General features: G+C 61.4%; 15 protein-coding genes. 3 read left to right on the forward strand and 12 right to left on the reverse strand.

Annotation, left to right across the window (positions count from 1 at the left end; translation table 11 throughout):
• Nucleotides 1–56: 56 nt before the first annotated feature.
• Both CW354_RS21325 and CW354_RS21330 read left to right on the forward strand, forming a co-directional pair.
• Nucleotides 57–2,174 (forward strand): S9 family peptidase, encoded by a 2,118-nt coding sequence (locus tag CW354_RS21325; RefSeq protein ID WP_207764947.1) that lies wholly within the window; start codon nucleotides 57–59, stop codon nucleotides 2,172–2,174.
• 71 nt (nucleotides 2,175–2,245) lie between these two features.
• Nucleotides 2,246–3,301 carry an NAD(P)/FAD-dependent oxidoreductase gene (locus CW354_RS21330; protein ID WP_165793891.1) on the forward strand — a complete coding sequence of 352 codons (1,056 nt, stop codon included), beginning with the start codon at nucleotides 2,246–2,248 and terminating at the stop codon, nucleotides 3,299–3,301.
• Nucleotides 3,302–3,557: 256 nt separating this feature from the next.
• Here the strand turns inward: CW354_RS21330 and CW354_RS21335 are convergent, their stop codons facing one another.
• The 6 genes from CW354_RS21335 to CW354_RS21360 form a co-directional block, all read right to left on the reverse strand.
• A complete protein-coding gene (locus CW354_RS21335; RefSeq protein ID WP_243396505.1) occupies nucleotides 3,558–4,757 on the reverse strand; it encodes an acyl-CoA dehydrogenase in 1,200 nt (399 codons plus the stop codon).
• Between the two features lie 113 nt (nucleotides 4,758–4,870).
• Nucleotides 4,871–5,302, reverse strand: a complete 432-nt coding sequence (locus CW354_RS21340; protein WP_104832129.1) for a DUF1810 domain-containing protein — start codon at nucleotides 5,300–5,302, stop codon at nucleotides 4,871–4,873.
• A 1-nt stretch (nucleotide 5,303) separates the two neighbouring features.
• Nucleotides 5,304–6,011, reverse strand: coding sequence for a DUF4336 domain-containing protein (locus CW354_RS21345; protein WP_104832130.1), 708 nt, complete (start codon nucleotides 6,009–6,011; stop codon nucleotides 5,304–5,306).
• 49 nt (nucleotides 6,012–6,060) lie between these two features.
• On the reverse strand, nucleotides 6,061–6,417 hold the full coding sequence (locus CW354_RS21350) for a nuclear transport factor 2 family protein (protein WP_104832131.1): 357 nt from the start codon (nucleotides 6,415–6,417) through the stop codon (nucleotides 6,061–6,063).
• Nucleotides 6,417–7,604 carry an acetyl-CoA C-acyltransferase gene (locus CW354_RS21355; RefSeq protein ID WP_104832132.1) on the reverse strand — a complete coding sequence of 396 codons (1,188 nt, stop codon included), beginning with the start codon at nucleotides 7,602–7,604 and terminating at the stop codon, nucleotides 6,417–6,419. Before CW354_RS21355 ends, CW354_RS21350 begins: the two co-directional genes overlap by 1 nt.
• Before the next feature lie 35 nt (nucleotides 7,605–7,639).
• Complete coding sequence (locus CW354_RS21360) at nucleotides 7,640–8,707, reverse strand: Glu/Leu/Phe/Val dehydrogenase dimerization domain-containing protein (protein WP_104832133.1); 1,068 nt, start codon at nucleotides 8,705–8,707, stop codon at nucleotides 7,640–7,642.
• Nucleotides 8,708–8,861: 154 nt separating this feature from the next.
• Here CW354_RS21360 and CW354_RS21365 point away from each other — a divergent pair, with 154 nt between their 5' ends.
• Entirely contained in the window at nucleotides 8,862–9,338 is a 477-nt protein-coding gene (locus CW354_RS21365; RefSeq protein ID WP_104832134.1) for an Lrp/AsnC family transcriptional regulator, read from the forward strand.
• A gap of 10 nt (nucleotides 9,339–9,348) precedes the next feature.
• On the opposite strand, the gene CW354_RS21370 is transcribed toward CW354_RS21365, so the two are convergent.
• From CW354_RS21370 to CW354_RS21395, 6 genes are all read right to left on the reverse strand, one after another.
• The gene (locus tag CW354_RS21370) at nucleotides 9,349–11,181 is read right to left on the reverse strand and encodes an ATP-binding protein (protein WP_133162407.1); all 1,833 of its coding nucleotides are present in this window, start codon (nucleotides 11,179–11,181) and stop codon (nucleotides 9,349–9,351) included.
• A gap of 281 nt (nucleotides 11,182–11,462) precedes the next feature.
• A complete protein-coding gene (astB, locus tag CW354_RS21375; protein WP_104832136.1) occupies nucleotides 11,463–12,770 on the reverse strand; it encodes an N-succinylarginine dihydrolase in 1,308 nt (435 codons plus the stop codon).
• A 1-nt stretch (nucleotide 12,771) separates the two neighbouring features.
• A complete protein-coding gene (locus CW354_RS21380) occupies nucleotides 12,772–13,197 on the reverse strand; it encodes an endonuclease domain-containing protein (protein ID WP_104832402.1) in 426 nt (141 codons plus the stop codon).
• Between the two features lie 94 nt (nucleotides 13,198–13,291).
• Nucleotides 13,292–14,755, reverse strand: coding sequence for a succinylglutamate-semialdehyde dehydrogenase (astD, locus tag CW354_RS21385; RefSeq protein WP_104832137.1), 1,464 nt, complete (start codon nucleotides 14,753–14,755; stop codon nucleotides 13,292–13,294).
• A 4-nt stretch (nucleotides 14,756–14,759) separates the two neighbouring features.
• Nucleotides 14,760–15,770, reverse strand: coding sequence for an arginine N-succinyltransferase (locus CW354_RS21390; RefSeq protein ID WP_104832138.1), 1,011 nt, complete (start codon nucleotides 15,768–15,770; stop codon nucleotides 14,760–14,762).
• Nucleotides 15,770–17,086 carry a hydrolase gene (locus CW354_RS21395; RefSeq protein WP_341476493.1) on the reverse strand — a complete coding sequence of 439 codons (1,317 nt, stop codon included), beginning with the start codon at nucleotides 17,084–17,086 and terminating at the stop codon, nucleotides 15,770–15,772. Before CW354_RS21395 ends, CW354_RS21390 begins: the two co-directional genes overlap by 1 nt.
• Nucleotides 17,087–17,116 lie beyond the last annotated feature (30 nt).

A 17,116-nucleotide genomic window follows, 5' to 3' on the forward strand; every position in this document is an offset into this window, starting at 1 on the left:
AAAAACCGCTTAACTGCGCGCCAAGCACGCCCCCAGACACGACATTGGAGAGACCCGTGATCCGATCAGCTTTTGCATGCGCCGCCCTGGCGCTCGTCACGCCGGCAATGGCGGCGGGCGAACCCGACGATCAATCCGTAGACAGAAAATTCACCGCCGAACGCGTTTTCGATCTTGAATACGCGAACGATCCGCAAATCTCGCCGGACGGGCGCACCATCGTCTATGCGCGCACCCATATGGACAAGCTCACCGACAGAATGTCCGCCGACATCTGGTCCATCGATACGCGCTCGGGCGCGCACCGCCCGCTGATCGACGGCGAAGGCTCCATCGCTTCCCCGCGCTGGTCGCCATCGGGCGATCGCCTGCTTTATCTCGGCGCGAAAGACGGAAAACCCGAGCTGCGCGTGCTTTACATGGACTCGGGCGAAAGCTTTTCCCTCGCCCAGTTCGAAGAAGCGCCGAGCGCGCCCAAATGGTCTCCGGACGGCCAGTCCATCGCCTTTTCCATGTTCACGCCGGCGGAAGGCCCGAGCTTCGCCAAGCCGCCGAAACAGCCGGAGGGGGCCGAATGGTCAAAGCCGGTGCGCGTGTTCGACGATCTCACCTTCCGTTTCGACGGGGCGGGCTACCTACGCGAAGGCGCGACGCATGTTTACGTCATCTCCGCCGAGGGCGGCACGCCGCGCCAGATCACCCATGGCGAAACCGATTTCAACAGCCCCGCCTGGCTCGGCAACGACACGTTGCTGGTTGTCGGCAATGACGTTCCGAACGCCGATCTCGATCCTGTGGAGAGCGAAATCTACGCCGTCAGCCTCGACGATCTCTCCATGACCGCGCTCACGAGCCGCGACGGTCCGGACACGGCGCCCGCCGCTTCCGCCGACGGGCGGCGCATCGCCTTTCTCGGCTATGACGACGAGGTCAAATCCTATCAGCAGACCGACCTTTACGTCATGAACGCCGACGGATCGAACGTCGCCAATCTGACCGCGGATTACGACCGCAGCATCGGCTCTTTCAAATGGAGCGGCTCTTCGCTTCTCGCCCAGGCCGAAGTCGACGGCGATATCGAAATTCTGGAAGTCCCGGCCAACGGAAATGTTTCGACGCTGATCACAGGCGTCGGCGGAACCTCCATCGGCCGTCCCTACGCCGCCGGCTCTTTTTCCGCCGCCCGGAACGGCGCCGTCGCCTATACGGCGGGCAGCCCCGACCGCCCCGCGGAAGTCGGGCTTTATCAGCCGAGCCTGATCCCGGGCCTTAACGGCAATCGCCAGGGCCGCGTCATGACTTCGCTCAATGACGACCTTCTCCCTTATCTCGACATGGCGAAAATCGAAGAGATCAAGGTCAAATCCTCATATGACGAGCGGGAGATCGAAGCCTGGATCGCCCTGCCGCACGGGTTTAAAGCCGACGGAAGCTATCCGCTGCTGCTCGAAATCCATGGCGGACCCTTCGCCATGTACGGCCCTTATTTTGCGGCGGAAATCCAGCGCTACGCCGCCGAAGGTTATGTCGTCGTTTACGTCAACCCCCGCGGCTCGACCGGGTACGGCGAAGAGTTCGCGCAGCTCATCGACCTCGCCTATCCGGGCGAGGACTATGACGACCTGATGAGCGTCGTCGATGCGGTGATCGACAAAAACTATGTCGACCCGGACCGCCTGTTCGTCACCGGCGGGTCCGGCGGCGGCGTTCTGACAGCGTGGATCGTCGGCAAGACGAACCGCTTTGCGGCCGCCGTCACCGTCAAGCCGGTGATCAACTGGTTCACCATGGCGCTCGCCGGGGATATCGCCGCCTATGTGCGCCGCCACTGGATCCGCGCCGACCCGTGGGACGACCCGGAAGCCTACTGGAGACTGTCGCCCATTTCCCTCGTCGGCAATGTCGAGACCCCGACCATGGTGATGGTCGGCGAAGAGGACTGGCGCACGCCGACATGGGAGTCGGAACAGTTCTACACGGCGCTGAAAATGCGCAAGATCGACACGGCGCTGGTGCGCGTGCCCGGCTCGCCGCATTACATCGCCAGCCGCCCGAGCCGGCTCATCGCCAAGACCGACAATATCATGGGCTGGTTCGAGAAATACGATCCCGCCAATGACGAGGAAGAGGAAGCAGCGGACGCCAATGAGGAAGAAGAAGGCGGGGAGAACTAGCCGGGGCCGGGCGCCCTTCCCACGCCCCTCAAAACGCGTCTAGGGTCTTCCTCACTCACGGGAGGACTGGCATGGCCGCAGCGACCGTGGAAAGCATGCCGCCCGGCGGGGCGCATGAGACCGATGTCATCATCATCGGCGCAGGTCCCTGCGGCCTTTTCGCGGTTTTCGAACTGGGGCTGCTCGGCGCAAAGGCGCATCTCATCGACATTCTCGACAAGCCCGGCGGTCAGTGCGCGGAGCTTTACCCGGAAAAGCCGATCCTCGACATTCCGGCGATCAAATCGATCACCGGCGAAGACCTGACCCAAAAGCTGCTCGAACAGATCGCGCCTTTCGAGCCGAAATTTCATTTAAGCGAAATGGCGGTCTCTCTCGACAAGGGAGAAGATGGCCGCTGGCTGATCGAAACCGATCTCGGCACGCGGGTCACGGCGCCGGTCATCTGCATCGCCGCGGGCGGCGGCTCGTTCCAGCCGAAAAAGCCGCCCATTCCCGGCGTCGAGGACTTCGAAGGCGAAACGGTTTTCTACGCCGTCAGAAAACGCGAGACGTTCAAGGACAAGGACATCGTCATCGCCGGCGGCGGCGATTCCGCCCTCGACTGGACGTTGAACCTGGAGCCCGTCGCCAGATCGGTGACCCTCATTCACCGCCGCCCGGATTTCCGCGCCGCGCCCGACAGCGTCGAGCGGATGCGCGCCCTCGCCAATGAAGAGAAAATCGATTTCCATGTGGCGCAGATCAAGGGCCTCAAAGGCTCAGGAGGACAGATTTCCGCCGTCACGGTCGAGGCCGAGGGCAAAGGCCGATACGACATCCCCTGCGAGGCGATGCTCGCCTTTTACGGCCTCACCATGAAGCTCGGCCCCATCGCCGAATTCGGGGTGAACCTCGCCGAAAACCGGATTGAGGTCGATACGGAGAAATTCGAGACCTCGGTCCCCGGCATCTTCTGCATCGGCGACATGGCCTGGTATCCCGGCAAGCTGAAACTCATCCTGTCGGGCTTTCACGAAGCCGCGCTGATGTCACACGGGGCGTTTCACTACGCCTTCCCCGACAAGAAGTTGAAATTCCAGCACACAACTTCCGCGAAAGGTCTGCAGGCGCAAATCGCCCGCTAAATGCTTTCCATTCGAAGCAATAGAAAACAGCGCGGGGGCTATGCCGCGCTGCAAAATGACCTTCCTCCGTACTCGTGTTAAATCCCCCGCCGGGGAGGCAACAAAAAGCTGCGCGGCCCGCGTCCGAAGCACGGGTCAGAACGCGGATGCGCCGTCCCCGGGAGGAAACGCCCTGAAGAGGAAACGCCCTCAGGACGGCGCCAGGCGCCGGCCAGTCCCGCTATCAAGTCGGGGCAGCCGGCGCCGCCTTTTCCTCTTACTGAAACGCCTGCAGCCCGGTCATGGCGCGCCCGAGAATAAGGGCGTGGATGTCGTGCGTGCCTTCATAAGTGTTGACGGTTTCGAGATTCATGGCGTGCCTGAGGACGTGATATTCGTCCGAAATGCCATTGCCGCCGTGAACGTCGCGGGCAAGACGCGCAATGTCGAGCGCCTTGCCGCAATTGTTGCGCTTCATCATGGAGATGGCCTCGGGGACGTAAGCGCCCTCGTCTAAAAGACGCCCGAGCTGAAGCGCGCCCTGTAGCCCAAGCGCAATCTCGGTCTGCATGTCGGCGAGTTTTTTCTGCACGAGCTGCGTCGCCGCAATCGGCTTGCCGAAAACGACGCGCTCCATGGCGTAATCGCGCGCCGCCATCCAGCAATATTCCGCGGCGCCCATGGCGCCCCATGAAATGCCGTAGCGCGCCTTGTTGAGACAGGAGAACGGCCCGCGCAGTCCCTTAACGTTGGGCAAGAGCGCATCTTCGGGCACGACGGCGTCGTCGAGCGCGATCTCGCCGGTGATCGAGGCGCGCAAGGAAAGCTTGCCTTCGATCTTCGGCGTCTCGAAGCCCTTGGTTCCGCGTTCGACGATGAAGCCGCGGATTTCGCCGTCAAGCTTCGCCCAGACCACGGCGATGTCGGCGATGGGCGAATTGGTGATCCACATTTTCGCGCCATTGAGCTTGTAACCGTCCGACACTTTCTCGGCTTTGGTGCGCATGGCGCCCGGATCGGAGCCGCCGTCGGGTTCGGTGAGGCCGAAACAACCGATCATTTCCCCGGTCGCGAGTTTCGGCAGATATTTCTGCTTCTGCTCCTCCGTACCGAAACTTTCGATGGGATACATCACGAGCGAAGACTGCACCGACATCGCCGAGCGGTAGCCCGAATCAACGCGCTCCACTTCCCGCGCGATCAGGCCATAGGCCACATGGCCCGCGCCGCCGCCGCCATATTCCTCCGCCACGGTCGCGCCCAGGAGACCCTGCTGGCCGAGCTCGGCCATGATTTCTTTGTCGAAACGCTCCTCGCGGTTCGCCATGAGAATGCGCGGCATGAGCTTGTCCTGGGCGTAGCCGCGCGCCGCGTCGCGGATCATCCGCTCCTCGTCGCTCAACTGGCCTTCAAGAAACAGCGGATCCTGCCAGTCGAAGGTTTGTTTTTGCATTTTTGAATCGCCTGCGTCGGCCATGGAATTCTCCTTATTCAGCCCCGTATGTAGCTCCGGCGGCAGGCGCCCGCAATGCGCCAGCGATGTGATTTTCCTGCGATTTTCAGGCGTTTTCAGGCCGATCAGGCCGTATGTCAGAGGCGCTTGAGAGTTTCCTCATCCTCTACGCCGTCAAAGAATGCATCGAGCGCCTGAGCGAACAGAAGATCGTCGGGCGCGGCCTTGTGAAACAGCGTCATGGACGAATGAAATTTCAGATCGTCGGGCGAGCCAAAGATTTCGTGAATGCTGCGATTTGGGCGGCCATTCTGATCGCAGTGGATCAGCACCGCCTCTGTCGCCTCATGAAGACGGGGGCCGAGAATTGGATGGGCGAGATAGGCCCGCGCTTCGTCAAGCGAGGCAAGCGCGTATTTCTGCGCCATGGGGCTGCGTCCGAGCCCTGCAATATGCGGAAAGACGAACCACATCCAGTGGCTTTGTTTGCGGCCCGCCCGCAACTCTTCGAGCGCCCGGTCAATCACCGGGTCCTGCGCCTCGACAAAACGGTCCAGCCGATCGCTCATCTTACAACCACGCGAAAGCCTGTTTGAGATAAGCCTGGCCGTTCTCGCGGATCCATTCGCCATGAGCCATGATCACGCGCTCCGGGTTCCAGGCGATGACGTTTTCTTTCGCGGCGCGCGCCGTCTTCTTGTTGAAGGACAGCCGCCATTCCAGCGGCGCATAGCCGTAGCCCTCGACGATCTTCCAGAGACGCGCAATCGGGCGCGCCCACCAGGACCAATGCTCTTTTAAAAACGCTTCCGAAAAGTTTTCGGAAAGATCGGCGAAAATCGCCGTGCGGCTTTCTTTATGGAAGAAAGCGATTTCATCCATAAAACGCGAGCCGGTGAAACGCTGCATCTCAAACGCGCCGTCCCAGTCCGCAGGCGGATCGTTGTCGAGCGGCGCCTCGAAAGAAAGATCCTTGCGCTTTTTGATGGTCGACGCCGGCCCCCAGAGCTTCGCCTGCGGATAAGCGTCCTTCCATTCGCCAAGAAACAGATGGTGGATCTTGTTCGGGCTGACGAGATGGGCCGGCGCCCCGAGCGCTTCGACGGCTTCACGCAAGTCCGGCGTCAGCTCGATCGGCGACCATATCCATAAGGCGCCGCCGGGCAGGCGCACGATCACCGAACGCGTCGGATAGGGAAAGCCGTAGAAATCGACAATGCCGCCTTCGGCGAGCCAGATGTTCTCGCTTAAACGTTCAACCGGCCCACTATCGGTCATGCAAATTCACAGTGCATAACGCCGCCTGCCTCCATGACTGCGAGACAAGCTACTCTATCGGCAGATTATGCAGTCGAAGAAAAGAAAGCTTGTCCCAATAGCCGCGCTGAAAAGCGATTTTTCCATTCTTCACATGAAAAAAACCGCAACCGCGCAACCCGTTCGGGTCCTTCCATTCCAGCGCGACCCATTCGCCATCTTCAAAGATGTTTTCAATAAGGCACGTCATGTCCGCACTGGCGAATTCCGCCGCGAACATCTCGCGGATCGCCTCTTTGCCGACAACCGGATCCTGCGTCACCTGATGGTTCACAGCATCGTCCACATAAAATTCAGCGATGCGATCCGCCTCGCCTGAATTGAAGGCGTCGACCCAGCCTTTGATGACGTCCTTCGGCCCTTCCATCACACTAATTCGACAGCTACGGAGGTCGCTTCGCCGCCGCCGATGCAAAGAGATGCAACGCCTTTATTGCCGCCGGTCTCGCGCAGCGCGTTGATCAGCGTCACGATGATGCGCGCGCCCGAGGCGCCGATGGGGTGGCCGAGCGCGACCGCGCCGCCATGGATGTTCATTTTCTCGGCCGGGATCTTGTGCTCGCGCATCACCGCCATGGGCACGACCGAGAACGCTTCGTTAACTTCGTAAAGATCGACGTCGGAGGCCGACCAGCCGACTTTTTCCAAGAGCGTTTTGATCGAGGCGACCGGCGCCGTGGTGAACCATTCCGGCTCCTGGGAGTGAGTCGCATGGCCGAGAAGTTTCGCAACCACCTTGGCGCCGCGTTTTTGCGCTTCCGACTGGCGCATGACGACCAGCGCCGCGGCGCCGTCGGAGATCGCCGAGGAAGAGCCCGCCGTCACCGTGCCGTCTTTTTCAAAAGCCGGACGCAAGGAGGGAATTTTCGAGGCGTCGACGAGGCCGGGCTTTTCATCGTCTGAAACCGTCACCGTTCCCTTGCGGCCGACGACATCGACGGAAACGATTTCGTCCTTGAACTTGCCGGATTTGATCGCCTCTTGTGCGCGGGTCACCGAGCGCATGGAATACTCGTCCTGGTCCTCGCGGGAGAACTGCCATTCGCGGGCGCATTTTTCGGCGAAAATGCCCATGGACGCATGATCGTTATAAGGGTCTTCAAGGCCGTCATAAGACATGTGATCGAAGACCTGGCCATTGCCGAATTTGATGCCGGTGCGGCCCGAAGGAAGAAGATGCGGCGCGCCGGTCATGGATTCCATGCCGCCGGCGACGGCGGCGGAAATCGAGCCCGCGAGGATCGCGTCATGGGCCATCATCACGGTCTTCATGCCCGACCCGCAGACCTTGTTGACGGTGACGCAGCCGGCCGATTTCGGCACGCCCGCCCCGAGCGCCGCCTGGCGCGCCGGCGCCTGGCCGAGCCCCGCCGGGAGGACGCAGCCCATGAGCACTTCGTCGATCCCGTCCGCCTTCACCTGCCCTCGCTCCAGCGCCGCCTTGATCGCTGTTGAGCCGAGCTCAGTCGCTTTCACGCTCGCAAAGGCGCCGAGGAAATTGCCGATGGGCGTGCGCGCCATGCCGGCGATGACGATGGGATCGGATGCAGTCATGACGGATCTCCTTTTTGCAGCACGATACTGCGCCTTTATTCAGCCGCTTTTATTTGCGCGGTCTTGGGGCCGCGGGCGATCACTTCCAGCGCCATTTTGTCGGCGACCGCGCCTGTCGGCAGGTCTTCCGCTTCGGCGCGCTTGAAGATGTCGCTCAAGAGCACGCCGATATGATCGATGCGCTTTGTCATCTCCGATGTCGTCCACTCGCCGGTGATTTCAAGCCCGACGGAAATCACGCCTGCGCCATTGATCACATAGTCGGGGCAGTAAAGCACGCCCATGTCCTTCAGGCGCTGGTCCATATCGGGCGTTTTCAGCTGATTATTGGCGGCGCCGGCGACGATTTTGGCCTTGAGCTGCGCAATCGTCACTTCATTGATCGCGCCGCCGAGCGCGCAAGGCGCGAAAATATCCACATCGACGCCGGGCGCATCCTCAGGCGTCGCCGTTTCCGCGCCGAAGCGGGCGACCGCTTCCTTCACCGCCTCGGCGTTGACGTCCGCAACGACGAGCTTGCCGCCTTCTTCATGGATCAAGCGGGCGAGCTCCATGCCGACCGCGCCGACGCCGAGAATGGAGACGGTGAGGCCATCGAGACTGTCCGCGCCGAATTTGTGCCTGGCCGCCGCCTGCATGCCGCGCCAGACGCCGCGCGCGGTGAAGGGCGACGGATTGCCGCCGACGCCTTTGGTCTCCATCCCGGCGGCGTAATTCGTGACGGAGCGAATCAGGGCGAGATCGGCTTCGGTCACGCCGGAATCCTCCGCCGTGTAATAAAGCCCCTCAAGGCTGTCCACGGCGCGGGCGAAAGCCTTCAGCATCTCCGGCGTCTTGTCTTTCTTCGGATCGGCGAAGATCACCGCCTTGCCGCCGCCGAAAGGAATGCCGCCAAGGGCGTTCTTGTAGGTCATGCCGCGGGAGAGGTTTTTGACGTCTTCCAGGCCCGCCTCGAAACTCGGATAAGGGTAAATCCGGCAGCCGCCGCAGCCCGGCCCCAGCGTGGCGTCGTGAACGGCGATTATCGCATCGAGCCCCGAGGCTTCATCGGTAAAACGGACAACCTTGCGCCAGCCCTCGACCGGCAACACCTCAGACTTCATGGGGGCTTTCCTCCTTATGGGACCGCTGGGCGCCGTCCCGGACAGACTTTCTCCTAGCCAATTTCACGGAGCGCTTCCGGTCAAATATCGGGCTTTCCTCCTTGACGCTTAGCATATAATGCTAAATACAGGACGGATTAGCGAAAGCGGACCTATGAAGCTCGACCATATCGACCACAAGATCCTGAAGCACCTTCAGGAAAACGCCCGGATCACCAACGCCGAACTCGCCGAGCGGGTGGGCCTGTCGCCGACGCCCTGTCTCAGGCGCTTGAGACGGCTCGAGACCGAGGGGATCATTAAAGGCTATCGCACGGAGATCAACCGCGAAGCCCTCGGCGTTAATGTGACGGTGATCATTCTCGTCAAGCTTGAGCGCGAGGACGACAAGACGCTGCGCGAATTCGAGACGGCCATCAAGAACCGCGAAGAGGTGATGGAGTGCTATCTCGTTACCGGCAAGTTCGATTATTTCATCCGCGTCGTGGTGCCGTCGCTGGCGACCTATGAAACCTTCCTGTCGGAAACGATGCTCCGCATGCCGAATATCGCAACGGTGGAATCAAGCTTCACGCTGCGGGAGGTCTCGCGCAAGGTGGTGACGCCCCTGCCCCAGTCGATCATTCGCTAGGACGTTTTCGTCAGGCGACATTCGCGGCGCCGCCGGCGGGCGCGTTCACAACCCTGGCGATTTCCGCATGCAGCTTTTCCGCATGGACCGGCTTGGTGATATAGCCGTCAAAGCCAAGCGCAAGATAGTCATCGATCTCCTGCTTAATGGCGTGGGCGGAAACAACGAGCACGGGCGCGCGCGGCCCGCCGCGCTTTTCTTCGATGTCGCGTATCCGGCGCATCGCCTCCACGCCGTCGAGACCGGGCATGGAAATGTCCATCAACACGACGTCAAAGGCGCCTTTCTCGAACGCCTCGACCGTCTTGAGGCCGTCTTCGGCGAAAACGATGTCATGGCCGCGCTGGCTTAAAAACGCGTTCAGCACCGCCTGGTTCACCATGTTGTCTTCGCCGACAAGGATGCGCAAGCGGGACGCCAGGCCCGGCGCCTGCGGCGGCATGGGCGTCACGGCGGCCGCCAGCGCCGCGTCTGCGCTTTCAAATTCAACAACCGGCGCCGGAAGATCGACAGTGAAGCGCGAGCCTTCGCCGGGCGCCGATTCCACATGGATGGCGCCGCCCATGGCTTCAACGAGCTCCTTGGTGATGGCGAGGCCGAGGCCGGTGCCGCCATATTTGCGCGTCGTCGTCACGTCGGCCTGGACGAACGGCTCGAATATCCGGTCGCGCTGATCCGCTTCAAGGCCAATGCCGGTGTCGCTGACGATAATCCGCACCCGGTCGGGTTCCTCGCGAGAGCTCATGACGCGCACCTGCACGGCGCCTTTCTCTGTGAATTTGATCGCATTCGAGACAAGATTGTGCAGCACCTGCAAAATGCGATGCTCGTCGCCCATGCGGACGGTCGCGCAGGCGCATTCGCAGACAACGGAAAAATCCAGCCCCTTTTCTCTGGCCTTCAGCGCATGCAGATTCTCCACGCGCCGGCGAATATCGGTGAAACGGTAAGGCGTCGTTTCGAGCTCGATCTTGTTCGCCTCGATTTTCGAAAAATCGAGGAGGTCGTTCAGCACCATCATTAGAAGGTCGCCGGAATCGCGGATAATCTTCAGCTTGTCCTGCTGGTCCGGCGTCAGTTCGCTGTCTTCAAGCACCGCCGCCATGCCGAGAATGCCGTTCATGGGCGTGCGGATTTCATGGCTCATATTGGCGAGAAACGCGGATTTCGCCCGGTTCGCCTGTTCCGCGGCGATCTGTTTTTCAAGCGCGCGTTCGCGCTCAAAACGCATCCCTGCGCTCGCCGCTTCATAGGCGCGAAACGCCACGAGGAGATGCGAGACATAAAGCATCTGCGCAAGGAGAATGGCGAGACTGCCGATCCGCCCAGGCGTGTCGCCGGTAATCAGCGAATAAAGCGGCAAGGCGAAAAAATAAACGGCGTGCGGCATGACCGCGGCGGTATATGTGCGCTTTTCATGATGCATATGCATAGTGACATGCAAAAGCGCCCCGGCGAGCCACAACATCGCGAAAATCTTGCCCGGATCGTCCCACATGAACCACATCATGACGGGAAAGATGGAGTAAATCATTGTCGCCTGCACGGCGGAGACGCAAAGCGTGATCCATTCGGTTTTTGAGGGCGGCTTTGTGCGCGACAAGTCGGTGAAGCCGCGCCAGGTGTAAATATCGGCGATCTGGCTCACCACAATCGCCAGGAACCATGCGGCCGCGTAAACGGGATTGGCCACGCCCCACAAAATAACGGCGCCGATCGCCGCAATGATAAAGCGGGTTTTGAGCTCGCGCTTGCGGGTCTGCGCCGTGGTGATCAGTCCGGAAAGGACCGATGCGTGAGCCTGGGCGCCGGCTCCTTCATGTTGAGGCGCGACATTCGTCATCAACGTCTCCGGTTTGGACTTCGCGCAGCCGGCCGCCTGGCCGTCACCGCGCACGCGCACCAATTCCACCCGTTACATGTAGCCGGAAATTCTTAAGCGCCGCCTACCCGTCGCTGTTCCGCTTTGGGACAGGTTTGCAGAGCGTATGCGGCTTATCGCCTGAGCGAGGCCGCAAAATATAGATGACGAGCCTCACGGCGCCGGCGCCGAAAAAATGATCACCGCCGCCGTCTTCGCCGTAAACTTGCCGGAGCTCCCGTCACGCCGCCCCCTGCCCAAAGTCAGCGCTGGAAATCGTAAAAGGCGCCCATGGAGAGAAGATCGGTGAGCGCCTGCGTGGCGGCAAGGCTTTCCTCCATCAGCGCCGGGTCGGCGAGATCGTCGGGGGTGAGACGGTCGCGGTAATGAGCTTTCACCCAGTGTTCCAGCTGCGTGATCCGGTCTTCATCGAGAATGAAATTCGGGTTCGCCGCAGCGGCCTCTTCTTCGGAAAGAACGACGCGCAGGCGAAGGCAGGCGGGCCCGCCGCCATTCCTCATGGACTCGCGCACATCCTTGTAGATGGCGCGGTTGATGGGATTGTTCTTCGAGAGCGTCTCGTCGACGAAAGCTTTGACGCGGGGGTTCTCCCCCGCCTCGACCGGCAGGAGCAGCGCCATTTCCCCGCCGGGCAGGGTCAAGAGCTGTGAGTTAAAGAGATAGGAATTGATACAGTCCTCGAGCGAAACGTCCTTGGCCGTCGCTTCGATGATTTCGACAAAGGGCGCGGCCTCGCGGATTTCCCTGTAGGCGGTTTCTTTGTCAGCGAAACTTTCTTCGTGCAGGAACAGCACCGTTCCGTTAGCGACGCCGACGACGTCATTATGGAAAGCGCCGGCGTCGAGCGCGGCGCCGGATTGTTTCAGGAAAACGGTTTTCGCCGGATCGAGCCGGTGATTGCGCGCGACCGCTTCGGAGGCGCGCAGTTTCTGGCGCGCCGGGAATTTTTCGCCGTCCTCGCCGAAGACGAAAAGATGCACGCCCTTTTGCCCGTGGTTTTCACAAAGGCGGCCATGGTTCGCCGCGCCTTCGTCACCGAAATGCATGCCGCCGGGCAGCGGCGGGTGATGAACGAAATGAGTATCGTCATCGAAAATATGAGCGAGGACGCGCGCGGTCACGTCCGCCTCAATGGCGCGGTGAAAATTCGCGGCGAGATTGGCCGCCGTGAAATGCGCCTTCTTGTCGAGCGTGTCCGGCGACGGCGCGACGGTGCCCGCATTCGCCGTCCACATGGGCGAGGCGGCGTAGCAATTGGCGAGAATTTCCGGCGAGGTTCTGGCCGCGCTTTCGATGATCTTTTTGTCGGTTCCCGAAAAGCCAAGCGCGCGCAGGGTTTTCAGATGCGGCCTGTCATGCGGCGGCAGGAAGCCCTGTTTGAGGCCGAGCCCCATGGCCTCGCGCATTTTCGCAAGGCCCTGCAGCGCCGCCTCTTTCGGGTTCGACGCGGCGCCCGCATTCTTCGCCGAGGCGAGATTGCCAAAACTGAGCCCCGCATAATTATGCGTGGGTCCAATGAGGCCGTCGAAATTGTATTCGGCGTAGGTCATTTTATTCGTCTGTCATTCCGCATGCGCCTTTTCTTCCCCCTAACCCTCTCCCCGATGGGGAGAGGGAATGCGCCGTGCGATCCGGCAGAGGCGGCTCCTGAAGCTTGGCCCATATCGTTTCGAGAACTCCTTCGATCCCCTCAGCTATGTCTGAATTCCAAAACCTTAAAACCCGAAAACCACTCTCTTGAAGAAAAGAGGTGCGTTTCGCATCATGCGCAACCGCTTCTTCATCTGCATGTTGACCGCCGTCAAGTTCAATGACCAGATGTGCTTCAGCGCAGTAGAAATCAACGACATACGGCCCCTTTGGAACCTGTCTTTTGAACTTGAACCCGCCCAATTGTCTGTTGCGCAATTTCGACCATAATGTGCGCTCGGCTTCCGTCTGACTTCGCCGAAGATTTTTTGCAAAAGCATTGCTCATCTCGTCATCCTCACCTCTCCCCATCGGGGAGAGGTCGAAATTTGCCAAAGCAAATTTCGGGTGAGGGGGAAGATTTGTCTCTGCATTAAGCGAATTACTTAACCCCCACCTGATCCTCCGCCATGGGAAGAAGCGCCTCGCCCTCCATGCTCGCCACCGGATAGGCGCAATAGTCGGCGGCGTAATAGGCGGAGGGCCGGTGATTGCCGCTGTCGCCGATGCCGCCGAAGGGCGCGGAGCCCGACGCGCCCGTGGTCTGGCGGTTCCAGTTGACGATGCCGGCGCGCGAGAGCGCCAGGAACTTGTCCCATTTGGCCTTGTCGTCGGTGAGAACGCCGGCGGAGAGCCCGAAACGCGTTTTGTTGGCGCGCGCGATGGCGTCGTCGAACGTCTTCACGCGATAGACTTTCAGGAACGGCCCGAAATGTTCTTCGTCGGGAACCTGATCCGCGAACATGGAAACGTCGATAATGCCCGGCGAGACGAACGCCTTGCCCTCGTCGATGACCGAGAGGTTTTTGACAGGCACGCCGTCGCGATCCACCAGCTGGTCGAAGGCGCGCTCCAAGCTTTCGGCGATCTTCGGCGAGATCACCGGGCCCATGAAGGGCTGCGGCTCGTCGAAAGGCGCGCCGACGATAAGACGCTCCGTCAACTTGCCGAGCGCCAGCAGCGCCTTGTCGCCTTCCGGCCCTTCAGGAACGATCAGCCGGCGCGCGCAGGTGCAGCGCTGGCCGCTCGTCAGGAACGCCGACTGCACCACCGCGAAGGCGGCGGCGTCGAGATCATCCGTGTCCCACCAGATCAGGGGATTGTTGCCGCCAAGTTCAAGGGCGAGAATAACGTCGAGGCGGTCGGCGAACATCTTGTTGATGGCGAGCCCGGTTTTGGCGCCGCCGGTGAAGAGAACGCCGTCCACCTCTGCGCCGGTCAGCGCTTCGCCGGTCTCGCGCCCGCCCTGCACCAGATTGACGACGCCTTCGGGCACGCCCGCCTCGACCATGCGCTCGATAATGAAGGCGCCCGGCCCCGGCGTCATTTCCGACGGCTTGAAGACCACACAGTTGCCGGCGATGAGCGCCGGCACCATGTGGCCGTTCGGAAGATGCGCCGGGAAGTTATACGGCCCGAGCACCGCCATGACGCCATGGGGTTTGTGGCGCAGCACCGCGGTCGTCGGCCCCGCCGGATTCGCTTTCTCGCCGGTGCGTTCATGATAGGCGCGGATCGAGATATCGACCTTGCCGGCGACCGCCGCCGCTTCCGTCTTCGTTTCCCAGAACGGCTTGCCGGTCTCGCGGGAGATGAGGCGCGCCAGCAGCTCGGAATCGCGTTTGATGAGATCGCGATAGCGCTCCATGATCGCGATGCGTTCGGCCAAAGGCGTCAGCGCCCATTTCTCGAACGCGCCGCGCGCCGCGCCGACGGCCTCCTCGACATCATTTTTGGTCGCGCCCGCGCCGGTCCAGACGGTCTCGCCCGTCGACGGATCGAAACTCGAAAATTCCGCCCCGGCGCCGTCGCGCCATTTGCCGTTGATCAGGATCTGATTGCTCATCGTCTCACCACTCCACTGCGCGGATTTCATCGCCCGGTTTAACGCCGAGCGCGCTTGCCGCCTCCTGCGATATGGTCATGACGTCGCCTTGCGTCTTGCCATGGCCGCGCGTCGCCCGGAAACTTTGCAGCCGCCCCGCCCCCATTAAATGCAGCGGCGCGTCTCCCGGGTCGCCCACAGCGACTTTGTAAATCCCGCTTTCCCGGATCGTCTTGATGTCGTCGATCGCCGCATCGACCAGCGGGCCGCCGTCGAACACATCGATATAGTGATTGAAGGCGAACCCTTCTGCGAGCAGCATGTTGAGCGCCGGCCGGGCGCTGTCATGGGGCCGGCCGAGAATCTCGCGCGCCGCATCGGGCAGCATCGCCACATAGATCGGATAGCGCGGCAGGAGATCGTTGATGATCTGGTTGCCGAGAGAGGAGTTTGCGGAGTCGGCGTCTTCGAAATCCATTTCAAAGAATTTATGCCCCACCGCCTCCCAGAAGGGCTGCTCGCCATTGGGGCCGCGCCAGCCGCGAAGCTCCGCGCAGACCGGATCCGCAATGAGTGCGCGATGCTGGGCGATGAAGAGATAACGCGCCCTTGCGAGCATCTTGCCATAACCGCCGCCGCGCACGTCCGGCGACAGGAACAGCGATCCCACCTCCGACGCGCCGGTGAAATCATAAGAAAGAACGAGCTGGCGCTGCTCGAACCGCTTCGAAAGCTGTTTCGAGACATGCACCGCCTTGTTGATGCGGTAATTGACGAAACCGTATTCAAGACCCACGGACGAAAACACGGCGGACAGGCCGATGACCTTGCCGTCCTTTTCGAGCACCATGGTGTAGACCTCGCCATTCGGCGCCGTCGCGTTGGCTTCGAAACTCGCTGCAGCGAACTCCACACGCTTGCGCAGCGAGTCCGGATCGGACGGAAGGTTGGTCATGCCGCCGCCCGACTGTTTGGCGAGCGCAAGAATCTCATCGAAATCCTCGCGCCGCACCGGGCGCATAAAGGCGTGCGACATCAGGTTTTCTCCGCAACAAAGGCGCCGGGATTGGGAAGGTCCCCGGCCGCAATCTTTAAAAGCAAGAGCGCGGAAAGTTTCGCGCGCTCCACAAGGCTGTCGAGCTTGGCGATTTCCTGCGCCGAATGGATATTGGCGCCCCTGACGCCGAGCGTGTCGATGACCGGAATGCCAGCGGCGGCGATATTGTTGCCGTCGCAGCAGCCGCCCGTGGGAACCCAGTCGATATTGATCCCCAGTTCCTCGCCGGTCGCGCGCAGAGCGAGGAAGAACGCTTCCAATTGCGCCGTCATGGGCTTCGGCGGACGGGTAAACCCGCCCTCGAGTTTCGCCGAATAGCCCTCGCGGGCGTCGATCTCCGCAATCAGGGCGTTGGCCTGTTCCAGAAGCCAGTCGGAATCCGCGGGCTGTTCGAGGCGGACATTAAAGCGCGCCACCGCAAGGTCGGGCACCACATTGTTTGGCCCGCCGCCGTCGAGGCGCGCGACATTGACGGTGAGGCCTTCGCGCTGGCCCGACAGCTTGTCGATGCCGGCGATGAAATCCGCCGCCGCGACGAGGGCGTTCCGTCCCAGATGATGCTCGCGCCCGGCATGGGCGCTTTTCCCGCGAATGACCGCCGAGAAATTGCCGCTGCCTTTGCGCGCGCCGGCGAGCGTCCCGTCGGCGAGCGCCGGTTCGTAAACGCAGGCGAACTGCGCGCGCTTCGCCGCTTCGGTGAGCATATGCGCCGAACCGATGGAGCCGATCTCTTCGTCAGCGTTGATCAGCACTTCATAACCGACGCGCTCGGCGAGGGGGGAGTTCTCAATCGCCATCAGCGCATTCAGCATGACGAGGAGGCCGCCCTTCATGTCGGCGGCGCCCGGCGCATTCAGCGTGTCGTCATCGAGAAACCGTTCGGACTGGAACGGATGGTCTTCGCCGAAGACCGTGTCCATGTGCCCGGTCAGGAGCACCCGCACCGGCGCCTGGGGGCGCTTCACAAGCCGCAGCATATCGCCCACGGGCTGTTCAACCACCTCGCCGTCTTCGGTGACGATCTGATGCGGGCGCGAGGGAACGGTTTCGATCTCGGCGCCGAGACCGGCGAAACCTTCGCAAAGCGCGGCGTGCATGCGCTTCAATCCGGCGAGATTGGCGCTGCCGGAATTGATGGCGCACCAGGCTCGCAAGGTCTCGGTCATGGGCCCGCGCCTGTCGTCCAGAAAGGCGAGGTCGGCTTTATAATTATGGGCGGCTGTCATGGGCCAAGAGCAGTAGCGATCCTTGCGAATCCCCGCAAGTGAGGGCCTTGGGCAGATATGGGCGCGCATCGTTTCTTCCCGGCGCGAAGCGGCCTATAG

It is taken from the genome of Hyphococcus luteus (genome assembly GCF_002943565.1).
GTDB classification, from domain to species: Bacteria; Pseudomonadota; Alphaproteobacteria; order Caulobacterales; family Parvularculaceae; genus Hyphococcus; species Hyphococcus luteus.

Excerpts from the sequence above, each read along its gene's own strand:
- CW354_RS21330 (WP_165793891.1), top strand. The coding sequence starts at position 2,246 with ATGGCCGCAGCGACCGTGGAAAGCATGCCGCCCGGCGGGGCGCATGAG.
- CW354_RS21335 (WP_243396505.1), bottom strand. The coding sequence starts at position 4,757 with ATGGCCGACGCAGGCGATTCAAAAATGCAAAAACAAACCTTCGACTGG.
- CW354_RS21340 (WP_104832129.1), bottom strand. The coding sequence starts at position 5,302 with ATGAGCGATCGGCTGGACCGTTTTGTCGAGGCGCAGGACCCGGTGATT.
- CW354_RS21345 (WP_104832130.1), bottom strand. The coding sequence starts at position 6,011 with ATGACCGATAGTGGGCCGGTTGAACGTTTAAGCGAGAACATCTGGCTC.
- CW354_RS21350 (WP_104832131.1), bottom strand. The coding sequence starts at position 6,417 with ATGGAAGGGCCGAAGGACGTCATCAAAGGCTGGGTCGACGCCTTCAAT.
- CW354_RS21355 (WP_104832132.1), bottom strand. The coding sequence starts at position 7,604 with ATGACTGCATCCGATCCCATCGTCATCGCCGGCATGGCGCGCACGCCC.
- CW354_RS21360 (WP_104832133.1), bottom strand. The coding sequence starts at position 8,707 with ATGAAGTCTGAGGTGTTGCCGGTCGAGGGCTGGCGCAAGGTTGTCCGT.
- CW354_RS21365 (WP_104832134.1), top strand. The coding sequence starts at position 8,862 with ATGAAGCTCGACCATATCGACCACAAGATCCTGAAGCACCTTCAGGAA.
- CW354_RS21370 (WP_133162407.1), bottom strand. The coding sequence starts at position 11,181 with ATGACGAATGTCGCGCCTCAACATGAAGGAGCCGGCGCCCAGGCTCAC.
- astB (WP_104832136.1), bottom strand. The coding sequence starts at position 12,770 with ATGACCTACGCCGAATACAATTTCGACGGCCTCATTGGACCCACGCAT.
- CW354_RS21380 (WP_104832402.1), bottom strand. The coding sequence starts at position 13,197 with ATGAGCAATGCTTTTGCAAAAAATCTTCGGCGAAGTCAGACGGAAGCC.
- astD (WP_104832137.1), bottom strand. The coding sequence starts at position 14,755 with ATGAGCAATCAGATCCTGATCAACGGCAAATGGCGCGACGGCGCCGGG.
- CW354_RS21390 (WP_104832138.1), bottom strand. The coding sequence starts at position 15,770 with ATGTCGCACGCCTTTATGCGCCCGGTGCGGCGCGAGGATTTCGATGAG.
- CW354_RS21395 (WP_341476493.1), bottom strand. The coding sequence starts at position 17,086 with ATGCGCGCCCATATCTGCCCAAGGCCCTCACTTGCGGGGATTCGCAAG.